Raw genomic sequence first — 25,227 nt, forward strand, 5'->3', positions numbered from 1 at the left:
CAATGGTTAACAAATCCTTTCCGGCCGCGAAGAAATTCGCGCCGGGCTTCACGAAAGCGAGAGCGGAATGACACGAAACGAGGCGCGCGACATTGCCGATGCGGGCTTTGCCCATATCGCCGGGGATGCGGAACTGGTGGGGGCGCTGCTGGCGCAATCGGGCAGCGACGTGGCGGGGTTGCGCGCGATGGCGGCGCGGCCGGAGTTTTCCGTCTTCGTGCTGGATTTCCTGCTGGAACATGACCAGCGCGTGCTGGACTTCGCGCAGGCGGCGCAGATCGCGCCGCAGCGGGTGCTGCTGGCGCGCGCCGTGCTGGGCGGGGGCGACCCCTGGTAGGGGCCGCCCGAGGGCTCAGGCGACCTCGGCGAAGACCTTGTCGAGCGCCTTTTCCAGCTTCTCGAACATCTCGTCCATCTGCGGCTCGGTCAGGATGAAGGGCGGGCACAGCACGATGGACTGGCCCAGCGGCCGGCAGATCAGACCCAGGTCGGTGCAGGTGTTGGCGATGCGCTCGCTGACCGAGAGATTGGCGTCGAAGGGGGTCTTGGTCGGCTTGTCCCTGACCGCTTCCAGCGCCCACATGAAGCCGATGCCGCGGTATTCGCCGATGTTCGGGCGGTCGGCGATGCGCTTCAGCCCGGCCTCGAAGCGGGGGGCGAGGCGGCGCACGTTCTCGGCCAGCCCCTCGTTCATCACCACGTCGATGGCCTTCAGCGCGATGGCGCAGCCGACCGGGTGGCCCGAGGCGGTGAAGCCGTGCGGGAATTCCTCGATCGCCTCGACGGCGGCTTCCAAGCGCTTGCCGAGGTCGGGGCCGAGGATCACCGCGCCCATCGGGAAGAAGCCCGCCGTCAGGTTCTTGGACGAGATGATCGCATCGGGCATGAAGTCATAGGTCAGGCAGCCCCAGGTATTGCCGGTGCGCCCGAAGCCGCAGATCACCTCGTCCGAGATCATCGGGATGTCGTGCTTTTTCAGGATCGGCAGGATGGCCTGGAAATAGCCGCTTGCCGGCGGGATCACGCCGCCCGCGCCCATCACCGGCTCGGCGAAGAAGCCGGCGATGGTGTCGGCGCCCTCGCGCTCGATGGTGTCCTCGAGTTCGCGGGCCAGGCGGGCGACGAACTGTTCCTCGGTCTCGCCCTCCTCGCCATAGCGCCAGTAATGCGGGCAGGTCAGGTGGATGAAGCCGGGCAGCGGCAGGCCGAAGACCGAGTTGTAGGGCTTGCCGGTCATCGAGGCGGAAACCGCGGTCACGCCATGATAGGCGTTCCAGCGCGTCAGGATCTTGCGCTTTTGCGGCTTGCCCTCGGCGGCATGCAGGAACCACAGCATCTTGACCATGGTGTCGTTCGCCTCGGAGCCGGAGTTGGTATAGAAGACCCGGCCGCTGTCGAAGGGCGAGACCTCGACCAGCTTTTCCGACAGCATCACCGTCTGGTCGGACATGCGGCCGAAAAAGGCGTGATAGCCGGGAAAGCGGTCGTATTGCGCCTTGGCGGCCTCGATCAGGCCCTTGTGGTCGAAGCCGGCGACCATGTTCCACAAGCCGGAATTGGCATCCAGGTAGCGGCGGCCATGCACGTCGACGATATAGGGCCCCTCGCCATGGGTCACGACGACCGTGCCCCGCTGATGGACCGAGGGCATGTCGGTGAAGCCGTAGAGCGAATAGGTCTCGGCCCTGGCTTCCCAGCTTTGCGGTTGGTTCATGACGTCAGCCTCCATCTGCTTTGGCGGAAGGCTAGCCGGGCGCCGGGGGCGGTTCAATGGGGGCCGCGGCCAAGTGACGGCTGGCGGGCGGCGGGACGGGCGAATTGCCGGGGCGGGCGGTGGAAATGCCGGTGCGGGGTGCGGCGGTTTGCGCCGGTTGGCGGCGTCGCATGAGTATTTGTGGAACGAAGAAATGTCCTGGCGTCGGTGCCTTGGGGGTGCTGCGGGCGCGGGTCATCCCCCTTGCCTTGGGGAAAGGCGCAGGCGGATGCCGTCTTTGCCGCGCAGCGTCAGCCGCATCACCGGCACCGGGCGTTCGCGGGCCGGTTCCAGGCGATAGGCGCGCAGCAGCGCCGCGAGGATCAGCGGCCCCTCGATCATGGCGAAGCCGGCGCCGGGGCAGGCGCGGGGGCCGGCCGAGAAGGGGATGAAGGCCTCGCGCTGGCAGGTCTTGCCGTTTTCGGTTTCCCAGCGCGCGGGGTCGAAGCGGTCGGGGTCGTCCCAGAGCCGCTGGTGCCGGTGCAGGTGCCAGGGCGACAGCACCAGTTGCGCCCCTTTCGGTGCCTTGCGGTCGCGCAGGGTCTCGGGCCGGCGGCATTGCCGCACGGTCATCGCCACGGGCGGGTAGAGCCGCAGCGCCTCGCGGAAGACGGCGCGGGCCAGCGGCAAGTGGCGCATGGCGGCGAAATCGGGGGCGAGGTTCTGCCGCGCCTCTTCGGCCAGCCGGTCCTGCCAGTCGGGGCTTTCGGCGAGCAGGTAGAGCGCCCAGGCCAGGGCCGAGGCGCCTGTCTCGTGCCCGGCCAGGAAGAAGGTCGCGACCTCGTCGATCATCTCGGCCTCGGTGAAGGTGCGGCCGGTCTGCGGGTCGGGGGTGGTCATGATCTTGGTCGCAAGGTCCGGCGGCGCGGTGCCGGTGGCGATCTCGTTGGTGCGGGCCGCGACCAGCTGGCGGATCAGGGTGCGGATGCGGCTTGCGGTCCGGCGCACCCGGCGGCCGTGCAGCCGCGCCCAGCGGGGCAGCGCCATCAGCCCGCCGAGGTTCACCATCGGCTGCGCCTCCTGATGCTCGCGGAAGGCCTGGAAGACCTGGGCGGCGGTCGCATCCTCGATCGGGATCGAGAACAGCGTGCGGAAGATCACGTCGGCGGCGATATGGCTGGTCTGCGGCTCGATGTCGATCTCGGCGCCGTCGGCCAGCGGCTGCAGGCGCGCGACGCCGGCCTGGGCCGCGTCCCACATCGCCGGGAAAGCCTCGCGCAGGCGGCCGCCCTCGAAGGCGGGGTCGATGATGCGGCGCTGGTGGAGCCAGGTCTCGCCATTCGAGATGAAGCTGGAATTGCCCAGCAGCGGCTGCAAGCCCGCGGCCATGCGCGGCGATTTCGGGAAATCCATCGGCCGCTTCTTCAGGATCAGATCGACCAGCGCCGGGTCGTTGCAGGTGAAGCTGTGGACGAAGGGGCCGCGGAACTCGGCCATCCAGGCGCGATAGAGCCGGTCGGATTGCGCCGACAGGATGTCGCGGCGGAAATCGCGGATGAAGCGCCAGACCGAGGCTTTTCCCGGCCGGGCCGGCGGTTTGGGCGGGATCATGGCGCGCACCAGCGGTTGACGGCGCGCGCGATCCGCCCCGGCGAATGGCTGCGCCCAGCGAAGCGCTGTCCCAGCGTCAGCGGCCCGGCGGTGATGGCGAAGTAATCGTAGTCGCCCGGCCGGTCGAAGGCGCAGAGATACTGGAAATGCAGCCGGAACCAGCGCCTGCGCAGCGCGCGCCGCTTTTGCGGGGAAAGCGTCTGGGTGAAGGCCGCCGACAGCACCAGCGGGTGGCGGCGGCCGGGCGGCTCGACGCCCGAGACCGCGACCGGATCGCACAGGCCGAAGCAGCAGGCGTCGCCCGGCGCGGTCACGTCGATCCAGTCGAGTTCCCCGCGCGCCGAGAGAAAGCGCAGGTCGGCGCGCAGCCGGTTCGCGTGCGGCAGGAAGGACGCCATGGGCACGACATGGCCCAGCGACAGGTAGGAAAGCCGCGGTCCCTGCGCGGGAACCCGGCCCGAGCGGATCAGCTCGGCCAGAACCGAGACGCCCAGATAGGCGCCGGAACTGTGGCCGACGACCAGCACCTCGTCCCAGTCGCCCGCCAGCACCTCGGCGATGCGGTCGGCGAAACGCGCCAGCCGCACCTTGAGCGCCGGGGGATAGGCGCCGCGGTCCTGGGCGGTGAAGGCATAGTCGTGCATCAGATACCAGGCGAATATCTTGCCGTCGATGCGCCGCCACAGGTGCAGCCCGGCCCAGGTCAGCGCCAGCGCGACGGGTCCGCCCAGCCACCAGCCGAACCCGGTCAGCCGTCCCAGCGCCCAGCCGACCAGCGCCCCGGCCAGCGCCGAGGCCAGCAGCTGCGCCAGCAGCACCGCCACCGGGTAGAGCGCCGCGATCACGGGCCCACGGCGCAGCCGCATCAGCCGGAACAGTGCGCCCGAGCCGACATAGGCCCAGGCGGTGCGGAAAAGCTGGCCATAGGTCGCAAGGATGCCCTGGCCCATCGAGCCCTGCACGATGTCGGCCCAGACCAGCACCTCGAACTCGGCCTCGGCGGCGGTGCCGGCGAAATCGCCGGTCACGCCCCAGCCGAAGCCCGTGCGGTCGCGGCGCGAGCCGAAGGCCAGGCCGTAGCCGGAGATGCGGGCCTGTTCCGCCCCCTCGCGCCGGTAAAGCTCGCGATAGCGGCGGGGCGGGATCGGATCATAGCCCGGAATGTAGAGGACGCGGCGACGAAAGGGGCGGGTCATGGAAAATCAACTGCTTGCCCGCGCAGCATACGCGATCCGCGCGCGCAGACAAGTTAGGCTAATTCCCAGCGCGCCTCGAGCTTTTCGATGGCGGCGATGCGTGCCGCGGCGGGCGGATGCGACATCAGCCAGGCCGGCGCCCCGGCGCGTCCCGCGCCCGCCAGCCGGTCGAGCTTGCGAAACAGGCTTTTCTGCGGCTCGGTGCCCAGCCCGGCCTTGACCATCAGCGCGCTGGCGAAGGCGTCGGCCTCGAACTCGTCCTGGCGCGACAGGCGCGCGGCGATGGCGCTGGCGGCGAGATTGGCGATCCAGACGCCGATGCCGGGCAGGAAACGGCCCAGGACGCCCGCCAGCACCATGCGCACCACGTTCTGGCCGGCGAAATCCACCATGCGGCGCCGGGTATGGCCATGGGCGACATGGCCCAGCTCATGCGCGATGACCGATGCCAGCTCGGCCTCGGTCACTTCGCCGCGGTCCAGCCGGTCGAGGAAACCGCGGGTCAGGAAGATGCGGCCATCCGGCGCGGCCAGCCCGTTCACATGGCCGACCTCGTAGACATGCGCCTGCACCCGCGGCAGGTCCATGGCCCGGCCCAGCCGTTCCAGCATCGGCACCAGCCGGGGGTGCTGCAGCGGCGTGGACTTCTGGTTCAGCTCGGCCTTGAGCCGCCATGCGGAAAAGAACCACATCGCGGCGGCATAGAGCAGGATCAGCAGGATCGGCGTGAATTTCAGCATAAGCGCAATATGGGCATGGCGCGGCGCTCAGCCAAGGATGCGCATGGCCTGGGTCAGCCCCTCCAGCGTCAGGGGCTGCATGCGATCCTCGAATATCTCGCGAATCATGTCGATCGAGCGGGTATGCGGCCAATGCGCGCGGGGCACCGGGTTCAGCCAGACATGGTCGGGCCAGGTCTCGCGCAGGCGCCGCAGCCATGTCTCGCCCGATTCGGGGTTCCAGTGTTCGTTGGCGCCGCCGGGGATGGCGATCTCATAGGGCGACATCGCGGCGTCGCCGACGAAGATCGCCTTGTAGTCGCGGCCGAAGCGGTTGATGACCTCCCACGTCGGCGTGGTTTCGGTCCAGCGGCGGCGGTTGTCCTTCCACAGCGCCTCGTAGACGCAATTGTGGAAATAGAAATGCTCCAGGTGCTTGAACTCGGCGCGGGCGGCCGAGAACAGCTCGTCCACCAGCCGGGAATGGTCGTCCATGCTGCCGCCCGCATCCAGGAATAGCAGCACCTTGACGGCATTGTGGCGCTCGGGCCGGGTCTGGACGTCGATATAGCCATGCTCGGCGCTGGCGCGGATGGTGCCGGGCAGGTCCAGCTCCTCGAGCGCGCCGTGGCGGGCCCATTGCCGCAACCGCTTCAGCGCCACCTTGATGTTGCGGGTGCCGAGTTCCACCGAATCGTCGAAATCGCGGAACTCGCGCTTGTCCCAGACCTTGACGGCGCGGCGGTGGCGGCTTTCGTGCTGGCCGATCCGCACGCCCTCGGGGTTGTAGCCATAGGCGCCGAAGGGCGAGGTGCCGGCGGTGCCGATCCACTTGTTGCCGCCCTGGTGGCGGCCCTGCTGCTCGGCCAGCCGCTCGCGCAGGCGCTTCATCAGCTCCTCGAAGGAACCGGCGCCCTCGACGGCGGCGCGTTCCTCGGGGGTCAGCAGCTTCTCGGCCAGCTTTTCCAGCCATTCGCGCGGGATCGAGACCTCGTTCACCAGCGCCTCGACCGGGATCTCGTCCAGACCCGCGAAGGCTTCGGCAAAGGCGCGGTCGAATCGGTCGATATGCGCCTCGTTCTTGACCAGCGTGGCGCGGGCGAGGTGATAGAAGCCCTCGGGCGACCAGTCCGACAGCCCGGCCTGCAGCCCCGCCAGCAGGTCCAGGTATTCCCGCAGGCTGGCCGGCACCCCATGGCGGCGCAGACTGTCGAGGAAGGGCCGGAACATCAGCCCATCCGGCTGAGCAATATGGTCAGGAACAGCCCCAGCACGGTCAGCGCCAGAGCATGGGCGGCGGCATATTGCAGCTTGTCGGCGCGGCTGCCGCCGGCTTTCGCGGCGCGCATCCAGCCGATCGCTGCGCCAATCAGGAAGGCGGCGATCACGATCATGGGCAGGGCATAGCCCGCCCCCGCGCCCCTGTCGAGAGGCACGCCCCACGCACGCCCCAACGCGCGCCCCCTTGAAGGCGTGGCGGCCGCAGGTTACTTTCGGTCCAACTTGTTATCGGAGGGCGTGACCATGGCGCCCAGGCGTCCTGCGGGTGCGGACGCGTTCCCGAGAAAAACGGTCGAGCCTTTCGTCACCCGCCCGGCCGAGGACGGGCCGCTCTATGCGGCCTTGGATCTTGGCACCAACAGCTGCCGGATGCTGATTGCCCGTCCCGCGGGCAGCCAGTTCCAGGTGGTGGACAGTTTCTCGAAGCCGGTCCAGCTTGGGCACGGCCTCGAGGCATCAGGCAGGCTGTCGCGTCCCTCGATGGCGCGGACGGTGCATGCCTTGCAGGTGTGCCGGCGCAAGCTCGAGGCGCACAAGGTCGCGCGCATGCGCCTTGTCGCCACCGAGGCCTGCCGGCGGGCCAGGAACAGCCGCGACTTCCTGCGCATGATCCGGCGCGAGACCGGCCTGCCGGTCGAGATCATCGACGCCGAGGAAGAGGCGCGGCTGGCCGTGATCTCTTGCGCGCCGCTGGTCAGCCAGCGCACCGAGCAGTTGCTGGTGGTGGACATCGGCGGCGGCTCGACCGAGCTGGTCTGGATCGACCTCGAGGATGTCGAGCCCAAGGAACGCTCGCGCGCGATCATGCGGCTGGGCAATGGTTTCACTGACCCGCAGCCGGGCGGCGCGCGGGTGGTGGACTGGATCAGCGTGCCGCTGGGCGTGGCCACGCTGCGCGACCAGTTCGAGGATGTCGAGGACGACCAAGGCCGCTTTGCCCTGATGTCCTGGCATTTCGAGGAGATGCTGGCGGATTTCGCCCCCTATGCGCTGGCCCAGACCATGCGGGAGGGGTTCCAGATCATCGGCACCTCGGGCACCGTGACCACGGTGGCGGCCAGCCATCTGGGCCTGCGCCGCTATGACCGGACCAAGGTGGACGGGCTGACCATGACCACGGCCCAGATCGACCGGGTGATCCGCGACTATCTGGCGCTTGGCCCCGAGGGGCGGCGCGCCGATCCGCGCATCGGGCGGGAACGCCATGCGCTGATCATGTCGGGCGCGGCGATCCTGCAGACGCTGATGCGGGTCTGGCCGACGACGCGGCTTTCGGTCGCCGACCGCGGCCTGCGCGAGGGGCTGCTTTATGTGCAGATGGTCAAGGACGGGGTGCTGGCCCCGGATGGAATGAACGGGGTGGCTTGAAGATGAGCGAAGGCAAGAAGCCGGGCGAGGGGCGCAAAAGCTCGGGCCGCGGCCAGCGCGACCTGCGGGTGCGGGTGAAATCGGCCAAGGGGCGCAAGCTTTCCAGCACGCTGTGGCTGGAGCGGCAGTTGAACGACCCCTATGTCGCGCGCGCCAAGCGCGAGGGCTATCGCGGCCGCGCCGCCTACAAGATCCTGGAGCTGGACGACAAGTATCGCTTCCTGGTGCCCGGCGCGCGGGTGGTCGATCTGGGCTGCGCGCCCGGCGGCTGGTGCCAGGTGGCGGTCGCGCGCGTGAACGCGCTTGGCGACAAGCCCGGCAAGAAGGTCGGCCGGGTGCTGGGCGTCGACCTGCAAGAGGTCGATCCGATTCCGGGGGCCGAGATCCACCAGCTCGACTTCCTGTCCGACGGCGCCGACGCGCAGGTCAAGGCCTGGCTTGGCGGGCGGGCCGATGTGGTGATGTCGGACATGGCGGCGGCCTCGTCGGGGCACAAGGGCACCGACCACCTGCGCATCGTGGCGCTGGTCGAGGCGGCGGCGCAGCTGGCCTTCGACGTGCTGGAGCCGGGCGGCACCTTCGTCGCCAAGGTTCTGGCCGGCGGGGCCGAGACCGAGATGCAGGCCATGCTCAAGCGCAATTTCCGCAAGGTGGCGAATGTGAAGCCGCCGGCCAGCCGCTCGGATTCCTCCGAGAAATTCGTGGTGGCGCAGGGGTTTCGCGGCCAGGACGCGGACGAAACCGACCAGGGCTGAGCCGCCCCTGGGCGTCCCCCAGGCCGGCCACCGCGCAGGGCGGCGGTGCCGGCGCGCCGGTCCTGCCGCGGGCGGGCCGCGGCGCTGCCGCTTGCAAACCCCGCCCATGCTTGCCAGAACTTCGGGCGAAACTGGCTGGGAATGATAGCATGAGTCTTTACGTGGCCCTTCAGATGGACCCGGTCGAGCATGTCTCGATCGACGGCGACAGCACCTTCCGGCTGGGACTGGAGGCCGAGGCCCGCGGCCACCGGCTGTTCCAGTATACCGCCGACCGCCTGAGCTATTGCGAGGGGCGGGTCATGGCCCGCGGCCGCCCGATCAGCCTGCGCCGCGAACAGGGCAACCATGTGACCTTCGGCGACTGGGCCGACGTGGACCTGTCGGAATTCGACGTGGTCTGGCTGCGCCAGGACCCGCCCTTCGACATGGGCTATATCACCACCACGCATCTGCTGGACCGGGTGCATCCCTCGACCTATGTCGTCAACGACCCCTTCTGGGTGCGCAACAGCCCCGAGAAGCTGCTGGTGCTGGATTTCCCCGAACTGACGCCGCCCACGCTGATCACCCGCGAACTGGCGCAGATCCGCGCCTTCCGCGAGCGGCACGGCGATTTCATCCTCAAGCCGCTCTACGGCAACGGCGGCGTGGGCATCTTCCACATGCGGCCCGACGATCCGAACCTGTCCTCGCTGGTCGAGACCTTCCTGTCGAACAGCCGCGAGCCGATCATCGCGCAGAAATACCTGCCCGCCGTGGTCCGCGGCGACAAGCGCATCATCCTGGTCGATGGCGAGCCGGTCGGCGCGATCAACCGCGTCCCGGCTGCGGGCGAGGCGCGCTCCAACATGCATGTCGGCGGCCGGCCGGAAAAGATCGGCCTGACCGAGCGCGAATACGAGATCTGCGCCCGCATCGGCCCGGTGCTGCGCGAAAAGGGGCTGATCTTCACCGGCATCGACGTGATCGACGGCTGGCTGACCGAGATCAACGTGACCTCGCCCACCGGCATCCAGGAGCTTGAGCGTTTCGACGGCATCAATGCCGCAGGGCTGATCTGGGACGCCATCGAGCGGCGGCTGGCCGAGCGGGGCTGACCCGCGGCCGCGGGGTCGGCGCAGGGGCGGATTGGCCTGTCGCGATGCCGGCCCGGTGTGGACCGGCCCGGCGTGGAAAGGTGCCGCGCCGCCATGCCCTGGCGGCGGGCGAGCCGGTTTTCGGCAAGAGGGAGCCAGCCCCGCGGCTTGCCCTTTCTCCCAGCCGCATGGCTCGAACCTGGCCGCCGGCCTTGCGGCGCCGCCTGTTCTGGCAACCATCCTTCCTGCCGTCTGCCGTCTGCCGTCTGCCGTCTGCCGTCTGCCGTCTGCCGTCTGCCGTCTGCCGTCTGCCGTCTGCTGTCTGCCGTCTGCCACCTGCCGCCTGCCGCCTGCCGCCATGGCGACGCTCCGCCCCTCAATCCGGGCGGCCGAAGGGCAGGCGATAGGACAGCGCCTCGGCCAGGTGCGGCTGGCGGATCGCGGCGGATGCGTCCAGGTCGGCGATGGTGCGCGCGCTGCGCAGGATGCGGTGATAGCCGCGCGGGGTCAGCCCCAGCCGCTCGGCCGCCAGCGCCAGCAGCGACCGGCATTCGCCGTCGAGCGGCGCGATCTCCTCCAGCAGCCGGCCCGAGGCGTCGGCGTTCACCCGCGCCGTCGGGTGATCGGCAAAGCGGGCGGCTTGCAGCGCGCGGGCGGCGGCCACGCGCAGGGCGACGCTGGCCGAGCTTTCGCCGGTGGCGGGCAGCCCCAGATCCTCGATCGCGACCTGCGGCACCTCGATGCGCAGGTCGAACCGGTCCATCATCGGCCCCGAGATGCGGCCCAGGTAATCCGCCCCGCAGCGCGGCGCCTTGGAACAGGCGCGGCTGGCATCCGCGATCTCGCCGCAGCGGCAGGGGTTGGCGGCCGCGACCAGCAGGAAACGCGCCGGATAGCGGATATGGGCATTGGCGCGCGAGACGTGGATCTCGCCGGTCTCGATCGGCTCGCGCAAGGCGTCGATCACCCGGCGCTCGAACTCGGGCAGCTCGTCCAGGAACAGCACGCCGTTATGCGCAAGGCTCGCCTGGCCGGGCCGGGCGTTGCGCCCGCCGCCCACCATCGCCGCCATCGAGGCGGTGTGATGCGGCTGGCGAAAGGGGGCGGTGCGCGAGATGCCGCCCTCGGCCAGCAGGCCGGCGACGGAATGGATCACCGAGGTCTCCAGCGCCTCCTGCGGGCTCAGCGGCGGCAGGATGCCGGGCAGGCGGGTTGCCAGCATCGACTTGCTGGCGCCGGGCGGGCCGATCATCAGCAGGTGGTGGCGGCCGGCGGCGGCGATCTCCAGCGCCCGGCGGGCGCGTTCCTGGCCCTTGACCTCGGCAAGGTCGGCCTCGAACACGGCTTCTGCCAGCTCGCCCGGTGCGGCGCGGGCCAGGGGCGCGCGGTCGGTCAGGTGATCGACCACCTCGCGCAGGCTCTGCGGCGCCAGGACCGGCACGGTGCCGACCCAGGCCGCCTCGGCCCCGCAGGCGCGCGGCACCAGCAGCGCGCGGCCGTCCTCGGCCGCGGCCACGGCGGCGGGCAGGGCGCCTGCGACCGGCGACAGCCGCCCATCCAGCGCCAGTTCCCCCAGCGCCACCACCCGCTCCAGCGCCTCGGCCGGGACGATCTCCAGCGCGGCCAGCACCGCAAGCGCGATGGGCAGGTCGAAATGCGAGCCCTCCTTGGGCAGGTCGGCGGGCGACAGGTTCACCGTCACCCGGCGCGAGGGCATGGCGATGGACAGCGCCCCGAAGGCGGCCTTCACCCGTTCCCGCGCCTCGCTGACGGATTTGTCGGGCAGGCCGACGATGCCGAATCCCGGCAGGCCCGGCGAGACCGAGCATTGCACCTCGACCAGTCGCGCCTCGACCCCGTCGAAGGCCACGGTATAGGCAATCGCCGCCATCGGCACTTCTCCCCTGCACCGGGGCAGGCTTAACCCGCAGGGTTTAAAGAATGGTTAACGGGTTCGGCTTGCTTGTTCCGGGCCGCGCTTGCGCCTATGTGCAGGGCGGATGACACGGGGCACATACGGGGCACAGGGAAACGACCATGCAAGGCAGCCGCATATTGCTGATCGTCGGCGGGGGCATCGCCGCATTCAAGATACCCGAGTTGGTCCGCATGATCCGGCGCGAGGGCGGCTCGGTCGTGCCGGTGCTGACCCAGGCGGGGGCCGAGTTCGTGACGCCCCTGACCCTCTCGGCCCTGGCCGAGGCGCCCTGCCATACCGAGCTGTTCGACCTGACGCGCGAATCGGAGATGGGCCATATCCAGCTGTCGCGCGCCGCCGACCTGGTGGTGGTCGCCCCGGCCACGGCGAATCTGCTGGCGCGGATGGCGGCGGGGATGGCGGACGACCTGGCCTCGACCCTGCTGCTGGCGACCGACAAGCCGGTGCTGGCGGCGCCGGCGATGAACGTGCGCATGTGGCAGCATCCGGCGACGCAACGTAACCTTGAGACGCTGGAGAACGACGGCATCCGCTTCGTCGGCCCGGACGAGGGCGACATGGCCTGCGGCGAATACGGCCCCGGCCGCATGGCCGAGCCGCAGACGATCCTGGCGGCGATCCGCGCGGCGCTGGGGCGCGACCGGCCGCTGCGCCTGCCGCCCGAGGCGGTGGTCTCGCTGCCCGCCCGCGTGCTGGCGGGGCGGCATGTCATCGTGACCTCGGGGCCCACGCATGAGCCCATCGACCCGGTGCGCTATATCGCCAACCGCTCCAGCGGGGCGCAGGGCGCGGCCATCGCCGCGGCGCTGCGCGACCTGGGCGCGCGGGTCAGCTTCGTCACCGGCCCGGCCGAGGTGCCGCCGCCCCAGGGCGTCGAGGTGATCGCCGTCCAGACCGCGCGCGAGATGCGCGAGGCGGTCGAGGCGGCCTTGCCCGCCGATGCCGCGATCATGGCGGCGGCGGTCGCCGACTGGCATGTCGCCAATGCCCGTCCGGGCAAGATCAAGAAGGACGGCTCGGGCAAGCTGCCCGAACTGAAATTCGCCGAGAACCCCGACATCCTGGCCTGGATCAGCCGGCTCGACCGCGACCGGCCGGCGCTGGTGGTGGGCTTTGCCGCCGAGACCGACGACGTGCTGGACAATGCCACCCGCAAGCGCAAGCGCAAGGGCTGCGACTGGATCGTCGCCAATGACGTGAACCCCGAGACCGGGATCATGGGCGGGACCGAGAATGCGGTCACGCTGATTTCGGAGGAAGGGGCGGAAAGCTGGCCGCGCCTGACCAAGGACGAGGTGGCGCGCCGCCTGGCCGGCCGCATCGCCGAGGCGCTGAGCCCTGCCGGCCAGGGCCTGCCGGAGGACCACGGATGAGCAGCGGCCGGGTCTACCTGGACTGGAACGCCACCGCGCCGCTGCGCCCCGAGGCGCGCGAGGCGATGCTGGCGGCGATGGAAATCGTCGGCAACCCTTCCTCGGTCCATGCCGAGGGGCGGGCGGCGAAATCCGCGCTGGAGCGCGCGCGCGAGGACGTCGCCGTGGCGCTTGGCGCCGAGGGGGCGGACGTGATCTTTACCTCGGGCGCGACCGAGGCGGCTGCGCTGGCGCTGGAGGGCCGGGGCTTGGCCTGTGCGGCGGTCGAGCATCCGGCTGTCCTGGCCTGGTGCGAGGCAACGCTGCCCGCGGACCGCGCGGGGCTGGTCGCCGTCGCCGATCCCGCCCGCACCGCGCTGCAACTGGCCAATTCCGAAACCGGGGTGATCCAGGATCTGCCGCAGGGCCTGGCGGTCAGCGACCTGACGCAGGCCTTCGGCAAGATCCCCCTTGCCTTCAACTGGCTGGGGATCGAGGCCGGCATCGTCAGCGCCCACAAGCTGGGCGGGCCGCGCGGCATCGGCGCGCTGGTGGTCCGCCGCGGCACCGAGGTCGAGGCGCGCATCAAGGGCGGCGGCCAGGAACAGGGCCGCCGCGCCGGGACCGAGAATCTGATCGGCATCATGGGCTTTGCAGCGGCCGCAAAAGCGGCGCAGAATGATCTGAATCAAGGAATCGGGGAAAAAGTGTCGCAACTGCGCGATTCCCTGATGGCCACACTGGAATCCGGGGCGGAAATGGTTACATTTCCGGGGCGCGAGGCCCGCCGCCTGCCCAATACATTGTCGATCCTGACGCCGGGATGGCGCGGAGAGACGCAGGTGATGCAGATGGACCTGGCCGGATTTGCCGTCTCGGCAGGCTCGGCCTGTTCATCGGGCAAGGTCCGGCCAAGTTCGGTTCTGACGGCCATGGGCATCGCGGCGGAATGGGCGGGCGATGCGATCCGCGTCTCGATCGGCCCGGTGACGGAGCCTCGGGACGTGATGCGTTTTGCGGATGCCTGGCTTGCGGCGCATGGCCGCTGGCGGCAAAGGAATGATTGGCGGGCGACCGCGGGAAGGGTTTGAGATGACTGTAGAGATCGGCGAGGCAATCGAAATCCGCGAGGGCGTAGACCGCGAGACCGTCGAGACCGTCCAGAACATGGGGTCGTACAAATACGGCTGGGATACCGAGATCGAGATGGAATATGCCCCCAAGGGCATCAACGAGGACATCGTCCGGCTGATCTCGAAGAAGAACGAGGAACCGGAATGGATGACCGAGTGGCGGCTGCAGGCCTTCCGCCGCTGGCAGACCATGACCGAGCCGAAATGGGCGATGCTCAACTATCCCGAGATCGACTATCAGGACCAGTATTACTACGCCCGCCCGAAAAGCATGGCTGAAAAGCCCAAGTCGCTGGACGAGGTCGATCCCAAGCTGCTGGCCACCTATGAAAAGCTGGGCATCCCGCTGAAGGAGCAGATGATCCTGGCCGGGATCGAGGGTGCCGAGGGCGCGCCCGCCGAAGGGCGCAAGGTCGCGGTCGATGCGGTCTTCGACAGCGTCAGCGTCGGCACCACCTTCAAGGACGAACTGGCCAAGGCCGGCGTCATCTTCTGCTCGATCAGCGAGGCGATCCGCGAGCATCCCGAGCTGGTGCGGAAATACCTGGGCTCGGTCGTGCCGCAGTCGGACAATTTCTTCGCCACGCTGAACTCGGCGGTCTTTTCGGACGGCAGCTTCGTCTATGTGCCGCCGGGGGTGCGCTGCCCGATGGAGCTGTCCACCTATTTCCGCATCAATGCCGAGAATACCGGCCAGTTCGAGCGCACGCTGATCATCGCCGACAAGGGCTCTTACGTCAGCTACCTGGAAGGCTGCACCGCGCCCAAGCGCGACGTGGCCCAGCTGCACGCCGCGGTGGTCGAGATCGTCGTGCTGGAGGATGCCGAGGTCAAGTATTCGACCGTGCAGAACTGGTTCCCCGGCGACGAGGAAGGCAAGGGCGGCATCTACAACTTCGTCACCAAGCGCGCCGATTGCCGCGAGGCGCGGGCCAAGGTGATGTGGACCCAGGTCGAGACCGGCAGCGCGATCACCTGGAAATACCCCTCCTGCATCCTGCGCGGCGACGAGTCGCAGGGCGAGTTCTATTCGATCGCCATTGCCAACAACCACCAGCAGGCCGATACCGGCACCAAGATGATCCATCTTGGCAAGAACACCCGCTCGCGCATTGTTTCCAAAGGGATTTCCGCCGGGCAGGCGCAGAATACCTATCGCGGTCTCGTGACCATGCACCCGCGCGCCAAGAACAGCCGCAACTACACGCAATGCGACAGCCTGCTGATCGGCGACAAATGCGGCGCCCATACCGTGCCCTATATCGAGGTCAAGAACACCTCGAGCCGCGTGGAGCATGAGGCGACCACCAGCAAGGTGGACGACGACCAGCTGTTCTATTGCCGCTCGCGCGGCATGGACGAGGAAGAGGCGGTCGCCCTGGTGGTGAACGGCTTCTGCCGCGAGGTCTTGCAGGCCCTGCCGATGGAATTCGCCATGGAGGCGCAATCGCTGGTCGCCATCAGCCTGGAGGGGTCGGTCGGATGATCGTCACCACCACCCCCGGCATCGAGGGCCGCCGCATCAGCGCCTATCACGGCGTGGTGACGGGCGAGACCATCATCGGCGCCAATATCTTTCGCGACATCTTCGCCGGGATTCGCGACATCGTGGGCGGCCGTTCGGGCGCCTATGAATCCGCGCTGGCCTCGGCCCGCGAAACCGCCCTGTCCGAGATGCAGGACCGCGCGGCCGCCCTGGGCGGCAATGCCGTGGTCGGCGTCGACCTGGACTATGAAGTCATCAACAACATGCTGATGGTGTCCGCCTCGGGCACCGCCGTAAGCGTCGAATAGGAACGAACCATGCTGGAAATCAAGAACCTGCACGTCAAGCTTGAGGATGAGGACAAGCAGATCCTCAAGGGCGTCGATCTGACCGTCCCGGCTGGCGAGGTCCATGCCATCATGGGGCCGAACGGCTCGGGCAAGTCCACGCTGTCCTATGTGCTGTCGGGTCGCGACGGCTATGAGGTCACCGGCGGTGAGGCCACGCTGGACGGCGAGAGCCTGCTGGAGATGGAGCCCGAGGAACGCGCCGCCGCCGGCCTGTTCCTGGCTTTCCAATACCCGGTCGAGATCCCCGGCGTGGGCAACATGACCTTCCTGCGCACCGCGGTGAACGCGCAGCGCAAGGCGCGCGGCGAGGAAGAGCTGTCCTCGGCCGATTTCCTCAAGCTGATCCGCCAGAAGGCGGCGACGCTGAAGATCGACAGCGAGATGCTGAAGCGCGCGGTCAACGTCGGCTTCTCGGGCGGCGAGAAGAAGCGCAACGAGATCCTGCAGATGGCGATGCTCGAGCCGCGCATGTGCATCCTGGACGAGACCGATTCCGGCCTTGACGTGGACGCGATGCGGCTGGTGGCCGAGGGCGTGAACGCCCTGCGCTCGCCCGACCGCAGCTTCCTGGTCATCACCCATTACCAGCGGCTTCTGGACCATATCCGGCCCGACGTGGTGCATATCATGGCCGACGGCCGCATCGTGCGCACCGGCGGCCCCGAACTGGCGCTGGAGGTCGAGCAGAACGGCTACGGCGATCTGCTGGCGGAGGTCGGATGATGGCGGACACGGCTGTTCTTGCCGCGCAGGTGCCCACGGTCGAGGGCAAGGCCCGTCCCGGCGATGCCGCGCTTGCGGCGCGCCTGGACGCGCTGGACCTGCCGCGCGGCGGCTTTACCCGCGCCGCGCGCGAGGATGCGGCGCAGCGGCTGGAGGCCATGGGCCTGCCCGGCGCGCGCGACGAATACTGGCGCTATACCGATCCCGCGCCCTTCAACGCGGCCCGGCCGCAGCCGGTCGAGCTGGCGGCGGATGAAACCACCCTGTTCACCGGCATCGACCGGCTGAACCTGGTCTTCGTGGACGGGCGCTTCGACGCCGAGGCCTCGGATGCGCTTGTGGCCGAGGGGGTGCAGGTCGAAAGTCTGGCCGCCGCCGATGCCGGGGCGGATCACTGGGCGGCCGGGCTTTACGGCCGGCTGGAAACCGCGGGCCAGGTGCCGGTCAAGCGACCCTTCGCCGCGCTGAACACGCTGGTCGCCGCCGAGGGCGTGCTGATCCGCGTCACCGGCAAGGTCGAGCGTCCGGTGCATATCACCTATCGCCGCTCGGCGGCGGATGCCGACGTGCATCTGCACCACCTCGTCCAGCTGGAGGAGGGGGCCGAGCTGACGCTGCTGGAAACCGGCTCGATCGGCGCGCGCTCGAACGTGGTGATCGAGGCCGACCTGGGCCGGGGCGCCCGCTTCCATCACATCAGCGCCAAGCGCGCCAACGATCCCAAGCTGGGGCTGGGCCATATCTTTGCCCGCGTCGCTGCCGAGGCGCTGTTCAAGTCCTTCACGCTTTCGGTCAACGGCTCGATGATGCGCAACGAGGCGGTGATCGACATCGCCGGCGACGATGCCGTGGCCCATATCGCCGCCGCGGTGCTGGGCGACGGCGACATCGGCCGCTTCCACCATGACGACACCGTCTTCGTCACCCATGCCGCCGAGCGCTGCGAAAGCCGCCAGGTGTTCAAGAAGGTGCTGAAGAACGGGGCCGAGGGCATCTTCCAGGGCAAGATCCTGGTCAAGCCCGGCGCGCAAAAGACCGACGGCTACCAGATCAGCCAGGGGCTTCTGCTGGACGAGGGCAGCCAGTTCCTCGCCAAGCCGGAACTCGAGATCTATGCCGACGACGTGAAATGCTCGCATGGCTCGACCACCGGCGCGCTGGACGAGACGGCGCTGTTCTACCTGCGCTCGCGCGGGGTGCCCAAGGAGCGCGCCATCGTGCTGCTGGTGCTGTCCTTCCTGGCCGATGCGCTGGACGAGATCGAGGACCAGCGGCTGCGCGACGACATCCTGGGCCGGCTGGAAGACTGGCTGACGGCGCGCGCGGGCAATCCGGGCAAGGCGGCCAGTCCGGGCAAGGCATGAGCCGGGCCGGCATCGTCCCGCGCATCCTGGAAAGCTGGTGGGCGCCGGGCAGGGTAGTTAGGTCCCTGCGCGGCATGCCCGACCGGGCGCTGATCGTCGTGCTGATGGCGGCGATGCTGATCTTTCTGATCGCGCAGGCGCCGGGCCATGCGCGGGATGCGCAGCTCATGCCCGAGGTGCCGCTGGGCGCGCGCATGGGCGGGGCGCTGCTGGCGGTGATGTTCATGATGCCGCTGCTGGCCTATGGGCTGGCGGCGCTGGTTTCGGCGCTGTCGCGGCTGACGCCCTGGCCGGTCGCGCCGCAGGATTCGCGGCTGGCGCTGTTCTGGGCCTTGCTGGCTGTGGCGCCGGCGATGCTGCTGGCGGGGCTGACCGCCGGGCTGGTCGGCCCCGGTGCGGCGCTTGGCGTGACGCGGGCGGTGGCGGGGCTCGGCTTTCTCGTGATATGGGGCGCGGGATTGCGCGCATTGGCGGGGAACAGATGAAACTGGGCGATCTTGGCGATCTGATGGTCCTGACCCTGCGCGACCCCGATGCGGCGGTCGCGGTGCTGCGCGGGCTGGACCTGCCGATGGCGACGCGCTGGATGGTGCTGCTGCTGGCGGTGACGCTGTCCACGCTGCTGGCCGCGCTGTCGCTGCTGCTGTTCCCGATCGAGGTGGACAACCCTGTCTCGCGCATGCTTTCCGAACCGATGACGCTGGCCGGCATCCAGCTGGGCGCCATGGCGTTGTCGGCGCTGTTCGTGGCCCAGATCGGCCGGCTGTTCGGCGGGCATGGCACGTTCGCCGATGCGCTGCTGATCGTCGGCTGGGTCGAGCTGATGCTGGTCGGGCTGCAGGCGGTGCAGGTGGTGATGATGGCGCTGTTCCCGGCTACCGCCACGCTGCTGTCCATGCTGGCCTTTGGCCTTTTCCTCTATCTTGCCGTGACCATGACCAAGGCGCTGCACGGGTTCACCAGCACCGGCAAGGTGGTCGTGGGCCTGATCGGCAGCATTTTCCTGCTTGGCTTCGTGCTGTCGCTGATCGCGGCGGCATTCGGCATCGTCCCCGAGGTGACACCATGAGCTTCGACGTCGAAAAGATCCGTGCCGATTTCCCGATCCTGTCGCGGCAGGTGAACGGCCGGCCGCTGGTCTACCTGGACAATGGCGCCTCGGCGCAAAAGCCGCGCGTGGTGATCGACGCCATCACCCGCGCCTATGAGGCGGAATATGCCAATGTCCATCGCGGCTTGCATTTCCTGTCCAACCTCGCGACCGAGAATTACGAGCGGGTGCGCGCCATCATCGCCCGCTTCCTGAACGCCCCGCGCGAGGACGAGGTGATCTTCACCTCGGGCGCGACCGAGGGGATCAACCTGGTCTCCTATGGCTGGGCCGCGCCGCGGCTGGGGCCGGGCGACGAGATCGTGCTGTCGGTGCTGGAGCATCACGCCAATATCGTGCCCTGGCACTTCCTGCGCGAACGCCAGGGCGTGGCGCTGAAATGGGTCGAGCCCGAGCCCGACGGCTCGCTGCCGCCCGAAAAGGTGCTGGCGGCGGTGGGACCGCGCACCCGGCTGATCGCCGTCACCCATATGTCGAACGTGACCGGCACCGTGGTCGATGTCGGCGCCATCGCGCGGGCGACCGACGTGCCGGTGCTGGCCGACGGGTCGCAGGCCGCGGTGCATATGCCGGTGGACCTGTCCACGCTGGGCGTCGATTTCTACTGCATCACCGGGCACAAGCTCTATGGCCCCTCGGGCTCGGGCGCGATCTGGATCCGGGCCGAGCGCCAGGCCGAGATGCGCCCCTTCATGGGCGGCGGTGACATGATCCGCACCGTCACCCGCGACGGCGTGGATTACGCCGACCCGCCGCTGCGCTTCGAGGCGGGCACCCCCGGCATCGCCAACCAGATCGGCCTGGGCGCGGCGCTGGAATACCTGATGGCGCTTGGCATGGAGAACATCGCCGCGCATGAGCGTGACCTGCGCGACTATGCCCGCGAGCGGCTGCGCAGCCTGAACTGGCTGTCGGTGCAGGGCGACGCGGCCGAGAAGGGCGCGATCTTCTCGATGACGATGCAGGGCGCGCATGCCCATGACATCTCGACCATCCTCGACAAGCGCGGCATCGCGGTGCGGGCGGGAACGCATTGCGCCATGCCCCTGCTGGACTTCTTCGGCCTCAGCGCCACCGCGCGCGCCAGCTTCGCCATGTATAACACCCGCGCCGAGGTCGATGCGCTGGTGGACGGGCTGTCCTTCTGCCGGGAACTGTTCGCCTGACCCCTCCGGCGTAATATTCGTTCCTTCGTAGGCATGCGTCAATTTGCGGCGGCGCCCGATTCTGGCGGCGTTGTGCCGGCATTGCTAGACTGCATTCAGGAAGCGCGCTCTCTTCGGCCGTAGCGAACCGGCCGACCCTTGGGAGGAAGAGGGCAAATGCCACCGACAAACCGGGCCATGCGTTTGCTCGCATGGGCCTTTTGGGTCGCGGCCGCGATGGCCGCGCCGGCGCAGGCGCAGGAGGCGCCTGCCGTTCCGGGCAGCGGCAGCACCGCCGACCATTCGAAATTTCCGGCGCTGAAGGGGCCCTTCTCATCGGGGCCGGAAGTCACCCAGGCCTGCCTGTCCTGCCATACCGAGGCCGGCGACCAGGTCATGCACACGCTGCACTGGACATGGGACTATACCCATGCCGAAACTGGGCAGAAGCTGGGAAAATCCAGCGTCATCAATTCGTTTTGCGGCAATGTCGGCTCGAACGAGGCGCGCTGCACATCCTGCCACGCCGGCTATGGCTGGACCGACGTGCGCCAGCCGCCGCCCTCTGACCCGGCGCGGGTGGATTGCCTGGCCTGCCATGACCGTTCCGGCCAATATACCAAGCTCGACAACATGGCGGGCCATCCGCCGCTGGAGCCGGTGCCTGCCGGGGCCAAGACCATCACCGGCGCCGATGCCAAGCCGGTCGATCTGGCGCGGGCGGCACAATCGGTGGGCGCGCCCGGACGCGACAATTGCGGCAACTGCCATTTCTACGGCGGCGGCGGCGACAACGTGAAGCATGGCGACCTGTCCTCGGCGCTGATCCGGCCGGACCTGGCGACCGATGTGCATATGTCGCCCGAAGGCGGCAATTTCACCTGCCAGACCTGCCATGTCACCGAGGACCACCGCGTCGCCGGCTCGCGCTATGCCGTCGAGGCCAAGGACATCGTCGATGCCCATCTGCTGGGCCAGCCGCGCGATGCCGCGACCTGCGAAAGCTGCCACGGCAACCGGCCCCATGCCGCGACGCCGACGGGGATGAAGCTGAACGACCATACCGACCGCGTCGCCTGCCAGACCTGCCACATTCCGTCCTTTGCTCGCGGCGGCGTCGCGACCAAGACGCTGTGGGACTGGTCGACCGCCGGCAAGCTCAAGGACGGCAAGCCCTTCGCCGAAGAGGAGTTCACCCAGTCCGACGGCCAGCACCTGCACACCTACCTGTCCACCAAGGGCAATTTCGAATGGGCCGAGAACGTGGTGCCCTTCTATGGCTGGTTCAACGGCACGGTCGAGTACACCACCGCCGAGACGGTCTTCGATCCGTCGCTGCCGGTCGAGATCAACCGGCTCGAGGGTTCGGCCGTCGACCCGGATGCGCGGATCTGGCCCTTCAAGCAGATGGTCGGCCGCCAGGCCTTCGACACCGAGCGCAACGTGCTTCTGCACAGCCAGGTCTATGGCCCGCAGACCGATACCGCCTTCTGGACGAATTTCGACTGGTCCAAGGCGCTGCAGGCGGCGGCGCATTACATGGGCACGGATTATTCCGGGAAGTTCGATTTCGTCGACACGCAGATGTATTGGCCGATCACCCATATGGTCGCGCCGGCCGAGGATGCGCTGAAATGCGGTGCCTGCCACCGGCCGGAAGGCCGCATGGCCGGAATCACCGGCGTCTATATTCCCGGCACCGGCCTGCCGCCGGGCGGGATCATCGGGCTGGCCCTGCTGGCGATGGCGGTCGCGGGCGTGGCCGGGCACGGGCTTCTGCGCCTGCTTGGCAGGAAGGGAAAGGGGGCGCATCATGGCTGAGCGCAAGGTTCTGGTCTATACCCGCTTCAACCGGCTGTGGCACTGGAGCCAGGCGGCCTCGATCCTGGTCCTGCTGTTCACCGGGCTGCGGATCATGGGGCTGCACGGGGTTCTGACCTTCGGCCTGGCGGTGACGATCCATTCCGTCGTCGCGGTGGCGCTGATGCTGCTCTGGGCCTTCACCGCCTTCTGGCTGCTGACGACCGGGACGTGGCGACAGTTCGCGCCGCGCCGCGCCGGGCTGTGGCAGGTCGCGCGCTTCTATGCCTGGGGGGTGTTCCGCGGCGAGGAGCACCCCTATCGCAAGGTGCTGCGGCGCCGGCACAACCCCTTGCAGGCGCTGGCCTATCTGGCGTTGAAGGTGCTGCTGTTCCCGGCGGTGTTTCTCAGCGGCATTGCCTATCTGGGCTATGGCTTGTGGGACGATCTCGACCCGTCGGGATGGGCGATCTGGGCGGTGGCCAACATCCACATCCTGACCGCCTTTGCGATCGGCAGCTTCGTGGTGGCGCATGTCTACCTGCTGACCGTCGGCCACGGCTTTCGCGAGCATGTGAAGCCGATGCTGACCGGGTTCGAGACCGTCGACCTGACGCCCGAGCAGGAAGCCTATCTGGCCGCCGAGGAACCCCGGCGCCTGAAGCCCTGACCGGCGATTTGCCATTGCGGGGGCCGGTCCGATCGGCTATGGACCGGCCTGAGGCACCCGTAGCTCAGCTGGATAGAGTGTCGCCCTCCGAAGGCGAAGGTCACAGGTTCGAATCCTGTCGGGTGCGCCATTTCCCCGAACCACCACCGGAACATCGGCCGCTTGGGATGTTCCTGCGGGGCTTGGACCAACCAGCACGGCTCCCCTGCATCGGCTGCGCGGGAAAGGCCCGCCGCGGCGCGATTCGTTGGCGGGTGGGCAGAGGCTTCCATCCGCCAAGATCAGCGGCGTGGCGTCCGCCACGAGCTGTGCGGCCGGGCTCAGGTCGTTGCGGCTTCCGGTGCGGTTTCGAAGGCGCGGGCGATCTCGGCCTCGGGGCAGCCATTGGCCAGCATCGCCGCCAGCAGGATGCGCGCCTGGCCGGGGCGCAGCAGCCGGGCATGGATGGCACCCGCACGACGCATGTCATGGCCGCCGCCGCCGCCGCCATAGATCGGCGACAGCAGCCCCTCGGGCACCCGGCTGGAGACCACCACCACCACGCCCTGCGCTCGTGCCCGCGCAATGGCGGCGACCAGTTCGGGCGTGGCATTGCCCGATCCCAGCGCCGAGATCACGATGCCCCGCGCCCCGGCGGCCAGGCTGGCCTCGAGATGCAGCCCGTCGCTGCCGGGATGGGTGGCGACGATGTCGACGCGCAGGCTGTCGACCGGGGCGGGCAGGGGCCGGGTGACGCTGGGGCCTTCCTCGGCCACGCGGCGAAAGGCGTCCGGCGCGTCCGAGGCGAATTTGTAAAGCCCCCAGACCGGCAGCAGCCGGCCGCCGAAGGCCAGGACCACGCCCCCCTGGCCGGGCGGCTGCAGGGCCGCGCGGACGGCATCGGCCAGGTTGCGCGCCCCGTCCGAACGCGGGTGGTCCGAGGCGAATTGCGCCCCCGTGAACACCACCGGCTTGCGCGGCGCATGCTGCAATTGCACCAGAAGCGCGGTTTCCTCCATCGCGTCGGTGCCGTGCAGGGCGATGACGCCGGCGATGCCGGGATCGGCCAGCTGGGCCGCCACCGCGTCACTGATGCGCTGCATGTCGGCCAGCGTCAGGCTGGCGGAATCCTTGGCCAGCACCTCTTGCGGGCGCAGGTCGACCGCCATCGGCGGCAGCATCGCCAAAAGATCCGCCGCTCCCAGGCTGGGGCTGGCGGCGCCGTTCGTGTCCCGGCTGCTGGCGATGGTGCCGCCGGTGGCAAGCACCGCCAGCAGCGGAATCCGTCCGGTCCCGGTCACGACACGAACTGCATGGTTGCGCAATCCCTCCCTTGCAGAACTGCGGCCGGCTTGGGCGGGCCCGGCCTGCCGCGATCTGTCTGACAGCTTGCGATAAACACAGCCGCCGCCGGGGTCAAGCCCGGCCGGTCGCCTGCACCCTGCGTAATCTTGCGCGGCCGGGGGCGAAAGCGGGCGGATCATTGCCGCAGCGGGCCTGCCACCGCAAGATCAGGAATTGGCCGGGCGCTGGCTGATGATCCAGGTCATCGCCTGTTCGACCTCGTCGAGATGGTCGCGCATGGCGGTGCGCGCCTCGGTCTCGGAGCCGGCGGCGATCGCCTCGGCGATGCGGCGATGTTCCAGGTTCGAGGTGATGCGCCGATCCGCCATCAGGTTCACCAGTTCGGATTGCCGCATCAGCGCGTCGCGGGAATCGGTGACGATGCGGGCGAACAGCCGGTTGCGGGCGGCCTCGGCGATCAGGCAGTGGAAATCGGAATCCAGCCGCACCCATTTCAGCGCATCCTCCTGTCGCTCCATGCTGTCGCAAAGCTGCAAGAGCCGGGCCATGTCCTCGTCGCTGCGGCGCAGGGCGGCCCAGCCGGCGGCGGGGATCTCGATGAAGGGGCGGGCCTCGATCAGCTCGCGCGCCGAATAGTTGCCATAGGCAAGCTCCGGCGCCTGCCGGTCCGAGATGACGAAGCTGCCGCTGCCGCTGCGGCTGCGGGTCAGGCCCAGCGTCTGCAGCGAGCGCATGGCCTCGCGGATGATCGGGCGGCTGACGCCGTAATGCTCGGCCAGCTTGGCCTCGGAGGGCAGCCGGATGCCGACCGGCAAGCGGCCGGCCAGTATCGCGCCTCGCAGATCCTCGAACACCGTCTCGGCGGCGTTTTTCCGACTGACCGGGCTCTTATGGGACAACCAATCAGCCACCTTGTTCATGGCGCCAATGTTGCATGTCAGGCGCACCTGTCAAGACGTGCTGTCGGGGAACCGTCTACCAGTACAGAATGGCGGCGCCGAGCAGCCCGGCCAGGCCGGCGATCTGCGCCATGAAAATCAGGTGATAGATCCTCATCCGCGTCGCTCCGCGTCCAGAATCCGGGGAAATCGTTTCTCATCCTGCCGGGGGTCGCGGATTTTTGGAAGCCGGATTCCGGGCGCGGTGAACATTTATCAACTCTGCCCGC

Annotated in this window: 24 protein-coding genes and 1 tRNA gene; 16 read left to right on the plus strand and 9 right to left on the minus strand. The window is 68.8% G+C overall.

Annotation, left to right across the window (positions count from 1 at the left end):
• The first annotated feature begins 67 nt into the window (after positions 1-67).
• Positions 68-337 (plus strand): DUF3572 domain-containing protein, encoded by a 270-nt coding sequence (locus tag FE811_RS02255; RefSeq protein ID WP_114536948.1) that lies wholly within the window; start codon positions 68-70, stop codon positions 335-337.
• A 15-nt stretch (positions 338-352) separates the two neighbouring features.
• Here the strand turns inward: FE811_RS02255 and FE811_RS02260 are convergent, their stop codons facing one another.
• The 6 genes from FE811_RS02260 to FE811_RS02285 all read right to left on the minus strand — a co-directional run bounded on the left by FE811_RS02260 (position 353) and on the right by FE811_RS02285 (position 6,673).
• On the minus strand, positions 353-1,714 hold the full coding sequence (locus tag FE811_RS02260) for an aminotransferase (RefSeq protein ID WP_036756611.1): 1,362 nt from the start codon (positions 1,712-1,714) through the stop codon (positions 353-355).
• A gap of 234 nt (positions 1,715-1,948) precedes the next feature.
• Positions 1,949-3,304 carry a cytochrome P450 gene (locus FE811_RS02265; RefSeq protein WP_116221671.1) on the minus strand — a complete coding sequence of 452 codons (1,356 nt, stop codon included), beginning with the start codon at positions 3,302-3,304 and terminating at the stop codon, positions 1,949-1,951.
• On the minus strand, positions 3,301-4,500 hold the full coding sequence (locus tag FE811_RS02270; protein ID WP_116220714.1) for a hypothetical protein: 1,200 nt from the start codon (positions 4,498-4,500) through the stop codon (positions 3,301-3,303). The genes FE811_RS02265 and FE811_RS02270 overlap by 4 nt, the downstream gene beginning before the upstream one ends.
• A 53-nt stretch (positions 4,501-4,553) precedes the next feature.
• A complete protein-coding gene (locus FE811_RS02275; RefSeq protein WP_036756498.1) occupies positions 4,554-5,240 on the minus strand; it encodes a M48 family metallopeptidase in 687 nt (228 codons plus the stop codon).
• Between the two features lie 27 nt (positions 5,241-5,267).
• On the minus strand, positions 5,268-6,449 hold the full coding sequence (locus tag FE811_RS02280; RefSeq protein ID WP_036756501.1) for a VWA domain-containing protein: 1,182 nt from the start codon (positions 6,447-6,449) through the stop codon (positions 5,268-5,270).
• Positions 6,449-6,673 carry a hypothetical protein gene (locus FE811_RS02285; RefSeq protein WP_140846490.1) on the minus strand — a complete coding sequence of 75 codons (225 nt, stop codon included), beginning with the start codon at positions 6,671-6,673 and terminating at the stop codon, positions 6,449-6,451. The genes FE811_RS02280 and FE811_RS02285 overlap by 1 nt, the downstream gene beginning before the upstream one ends.
• 70 nt (positions 6,674-6,743) lie before the next feature.
• Between FE811_RS02285 and FE811_RS02290 the strand changes: the two genes are divergently transcribed.
• From FE811_RS02290 to gshB, 3 genes are all read left to right on the plus strand, one after another.
• Positions 6,744-7,868: a Ppx/GppA phosphatase family protein gene (locus FE811_RS02290; RefSeq protein ID WP_072463064.1), complete on the plus strand. Its 1,125-nt coding sequence runs from the start codon at positions 6,744-6,746 to the stop codon at positions 7,866-7,868.
• A 2-nt stretch (positions 7,869-7,870) separates the two neighbouring features.
• A complete protein-coding gene (locus FE811_RS02295; RefSeq protein ID WP_036756507.1) occupies positions 7,871-8,623 on the plus strand; it encodes an RlmE family RNA methyltransferase in 753 nt (250 codons plus the stop codon).
• A 149-nt stretch (positions 8,624-8,772) separates the two neighbouring features.
• Entirely contained in the window at positions 8,773-9,723 is a 951-nt protein-coding gene (gene gshB, locus FE811_RS02300) for a glutathione synthase (protein ID WP_116220715.1), read from the plus strand.
• Positions 9,724-10,078: 355 nt separating this feature from the next.
• Here the strand turns inward: gshB and FE811_RS02310 are convergent, their stop codons facing one another.
• On the minus strand, positions 10,079-11,593 hold the full coding sequence (locus FE811_RS02310; protein ID WP_036756512.1) for a YifB family Mg chelatase-like AAA ATPase: 1,515 nt from the start codon (positions 11,591-11,593) through the stop codon (positions 10,079-10,081).
• 146 nt (positions 11,594-11,739) lie between these two features.
• On the opposite strand from FE811_RS02310, the gene coaBC reads away from it, so the two are divergent.
• From coaBC to FE811_RS02370, 12 genes are all read left to right on the plus strand, one after another.
• Positions 11,740-13,014 (plus strand): bifunctional phosphopantothenoylcysteine decarboxylase/phosphopantothenate--cysteine ligase CoaBC, encoded by a 1,275-nt coding sequence (gene coaBC / locus FE811_RS02315; RefSeq protein WP_116220716.1) that lies wholly within the window; start codon positions 11,740-11,742, stop codon positions 13,012-13,014.
• On the plus strand, positions 13,011-14,084 hold the full coding sequence (locus FE811_RS02320; protein ID WP_140846492.1) for a cysteine desulfurase family protein: 1,074 nt from the start codon (positions 13,011-13,013) through the stop codon (positions 14,082-14,084). Before coaBC ends, FE811_RS02320 begins: the two co-directional genes overlap by 4 nt.
• Before the next feature lies 1 nt (position 14,085).
• Positions 14,086-15,612: a Fe-S cluster assembly protein SufB gene (gene sufB, locus FE811_RS02325; RefSeq protein ID WP_072463069.1), complete on the plus strand. Its 1,527-nt coding sequence runs from the start codon at positions 14,086-14,088 to the stop codon at positions 15,610-15,612.
• A complete protein-coding gene (locus FE811_RS02330; protein WP_036756521.1) occupies positions 15,609-15,920 on the plus strand; it encodes a heavy metal-binding domain-containing protein in 312 nt (103 codons plus the stop codon). The genes sufB and FE811_RS02330 overlap by 4 nt, the downstream gene beginning before the upstream one ends.
• 9 nt (positions 15,921-15,929) lie before the next feature.
• Positions 15,930-16,685: a Fe-S cluster assembly ATPase SufC gene (gene sufC / locus FE811_RS02335; protein WP_036756524.1), complete on the plus strand. Its 756-nt coding sequence runs from the start codon at positions 15,930-15,932 to the stop codon at positions 16,683-16,685.
• On the plus strand, positions 16,685-18,049 hold the full coding sequence (locus FE811_RS02340; RefSeq protein ID WP_116221672.1) for a SufD family Fe-S cluster assembly protein: 1,365 nt from the start codon (positions 16,685-16,687) through the stop codon (positions 18,047-18,049). The genes sufC and FE811_RS02340 overlap by 1 nt, the downstream gene beginning before the upstream one ends.
• Positions 18,046-18,534: a hypothetical protein gene (locus FE811_RS02345; protein ID WP_114536110.1), complete on the plus strand. Its 489-nt coding sequence runs from the start codon at positions 18,046-18,048 to the stop codon at positions 18,532-18,534. Before FE811_RS02340 ends, FE811_RS02345 begins: the two co-directional genes overlap by 4 nt.
• A complete protein-coding gene (locus FE811_RS02350; RefSeq protein WP_036756528.1) occupies positions 18,531-19,118 on the plus strand; it encodes a YIP1 family protein in 588 nt (195 codons plus the stop codon). Before FE811_RS02345 ends, FE811_RS02350 begins: the two co-directional genes overlap by 4 nt.
• Positions 19,115-20,326 (plus strand): cysteine desulfurase, encoded by a 1,212-nt coding sequence (locus FE811_RS02355; protein ID WP_036756531.1) that lies wholly within the window; start codon positions 19,115-19,117, stop codon positions 20,324-20,326. Before FE811_RS02350 ends, FE811_RS02355 begins: the two co-directional genes overlap by 4 nt.
• 156 nt (positions 20,327-20,482) lie before the next feature.
• Positions 20,483-22,126, plus strand: a complete 1,644-nt coding sequence (locus FE811_RS02360) for a tetrathionate reductase family octaheme c-type cytochrome (protein ID WP_208861511.1) — start codon at positions 20,483-20,485, stop codon at positions 22,124-22,126.
• Positions 22,119-22,775 carry a cytochrome b/b6 domain-containing protein gene (locus FE811_RS02365; protein ID WP_036756536.1) on the plus strand — a complete coding sequence of 219 codons (657 nt, stop codon included), beginning with the start codon at positions 22,119-22,121 and terminating at the stop codon, positions 22,773-22,775. Before FE811_RS02360 ends, FE811_RS02365 begins: the two co-directional genes overlap by 8 nt.
• A gap of 53 nt (positions 22,776-22,828) precedes the next feature.
• Positions 22,829-22,905 (plus strand) — tRNA-Arg (locus FE811_RS02370).
• 190 nt (positions 22,906-23,095) lie between these two features.
• Here the strand turns inward: FE811_RS02370 and FE811_RS02375 are convergent.
• Both FE811_RS02375 and FE811_RS02380 read right to left on the minus strand, forming a co-directional pair.
• Positions 23,096-24,055: an asparaginase gene (locus tag FE811_RS02375; protein ID WP_166435386.1), complete on the minus strand. Its 960-nt coding sequence runs from the start codon at positions 24,053-24,055 to the stop codon at positions 23,096-23,098.
• Between the two features lie 210 nt (positions 24,056-24,265).
• Positions 24,266-24,958, minus strand: a complete 693-nt coding sequence (locus tag FE811_RS02380) for a FadR/GntR family transcriptional regulator (protein ID WP_240540514.1) — start codon at positions 24,956-24,958, stop codon at positions 24,266-24,268.
• Positions 24,959-25,227 lie beyond the last annotated feature (269 nt).

This window comes from Paracoccus sp. FO-3 (assembly GCF_006386455.1).
Taxonomy (GTDB): domain Bacteria; phylum Pseudomonadota; class Alphaproteobacteria; order Rhodobacterales; family Rhodobacteraceae; genus Paracoccus; species Paracoccus versutus.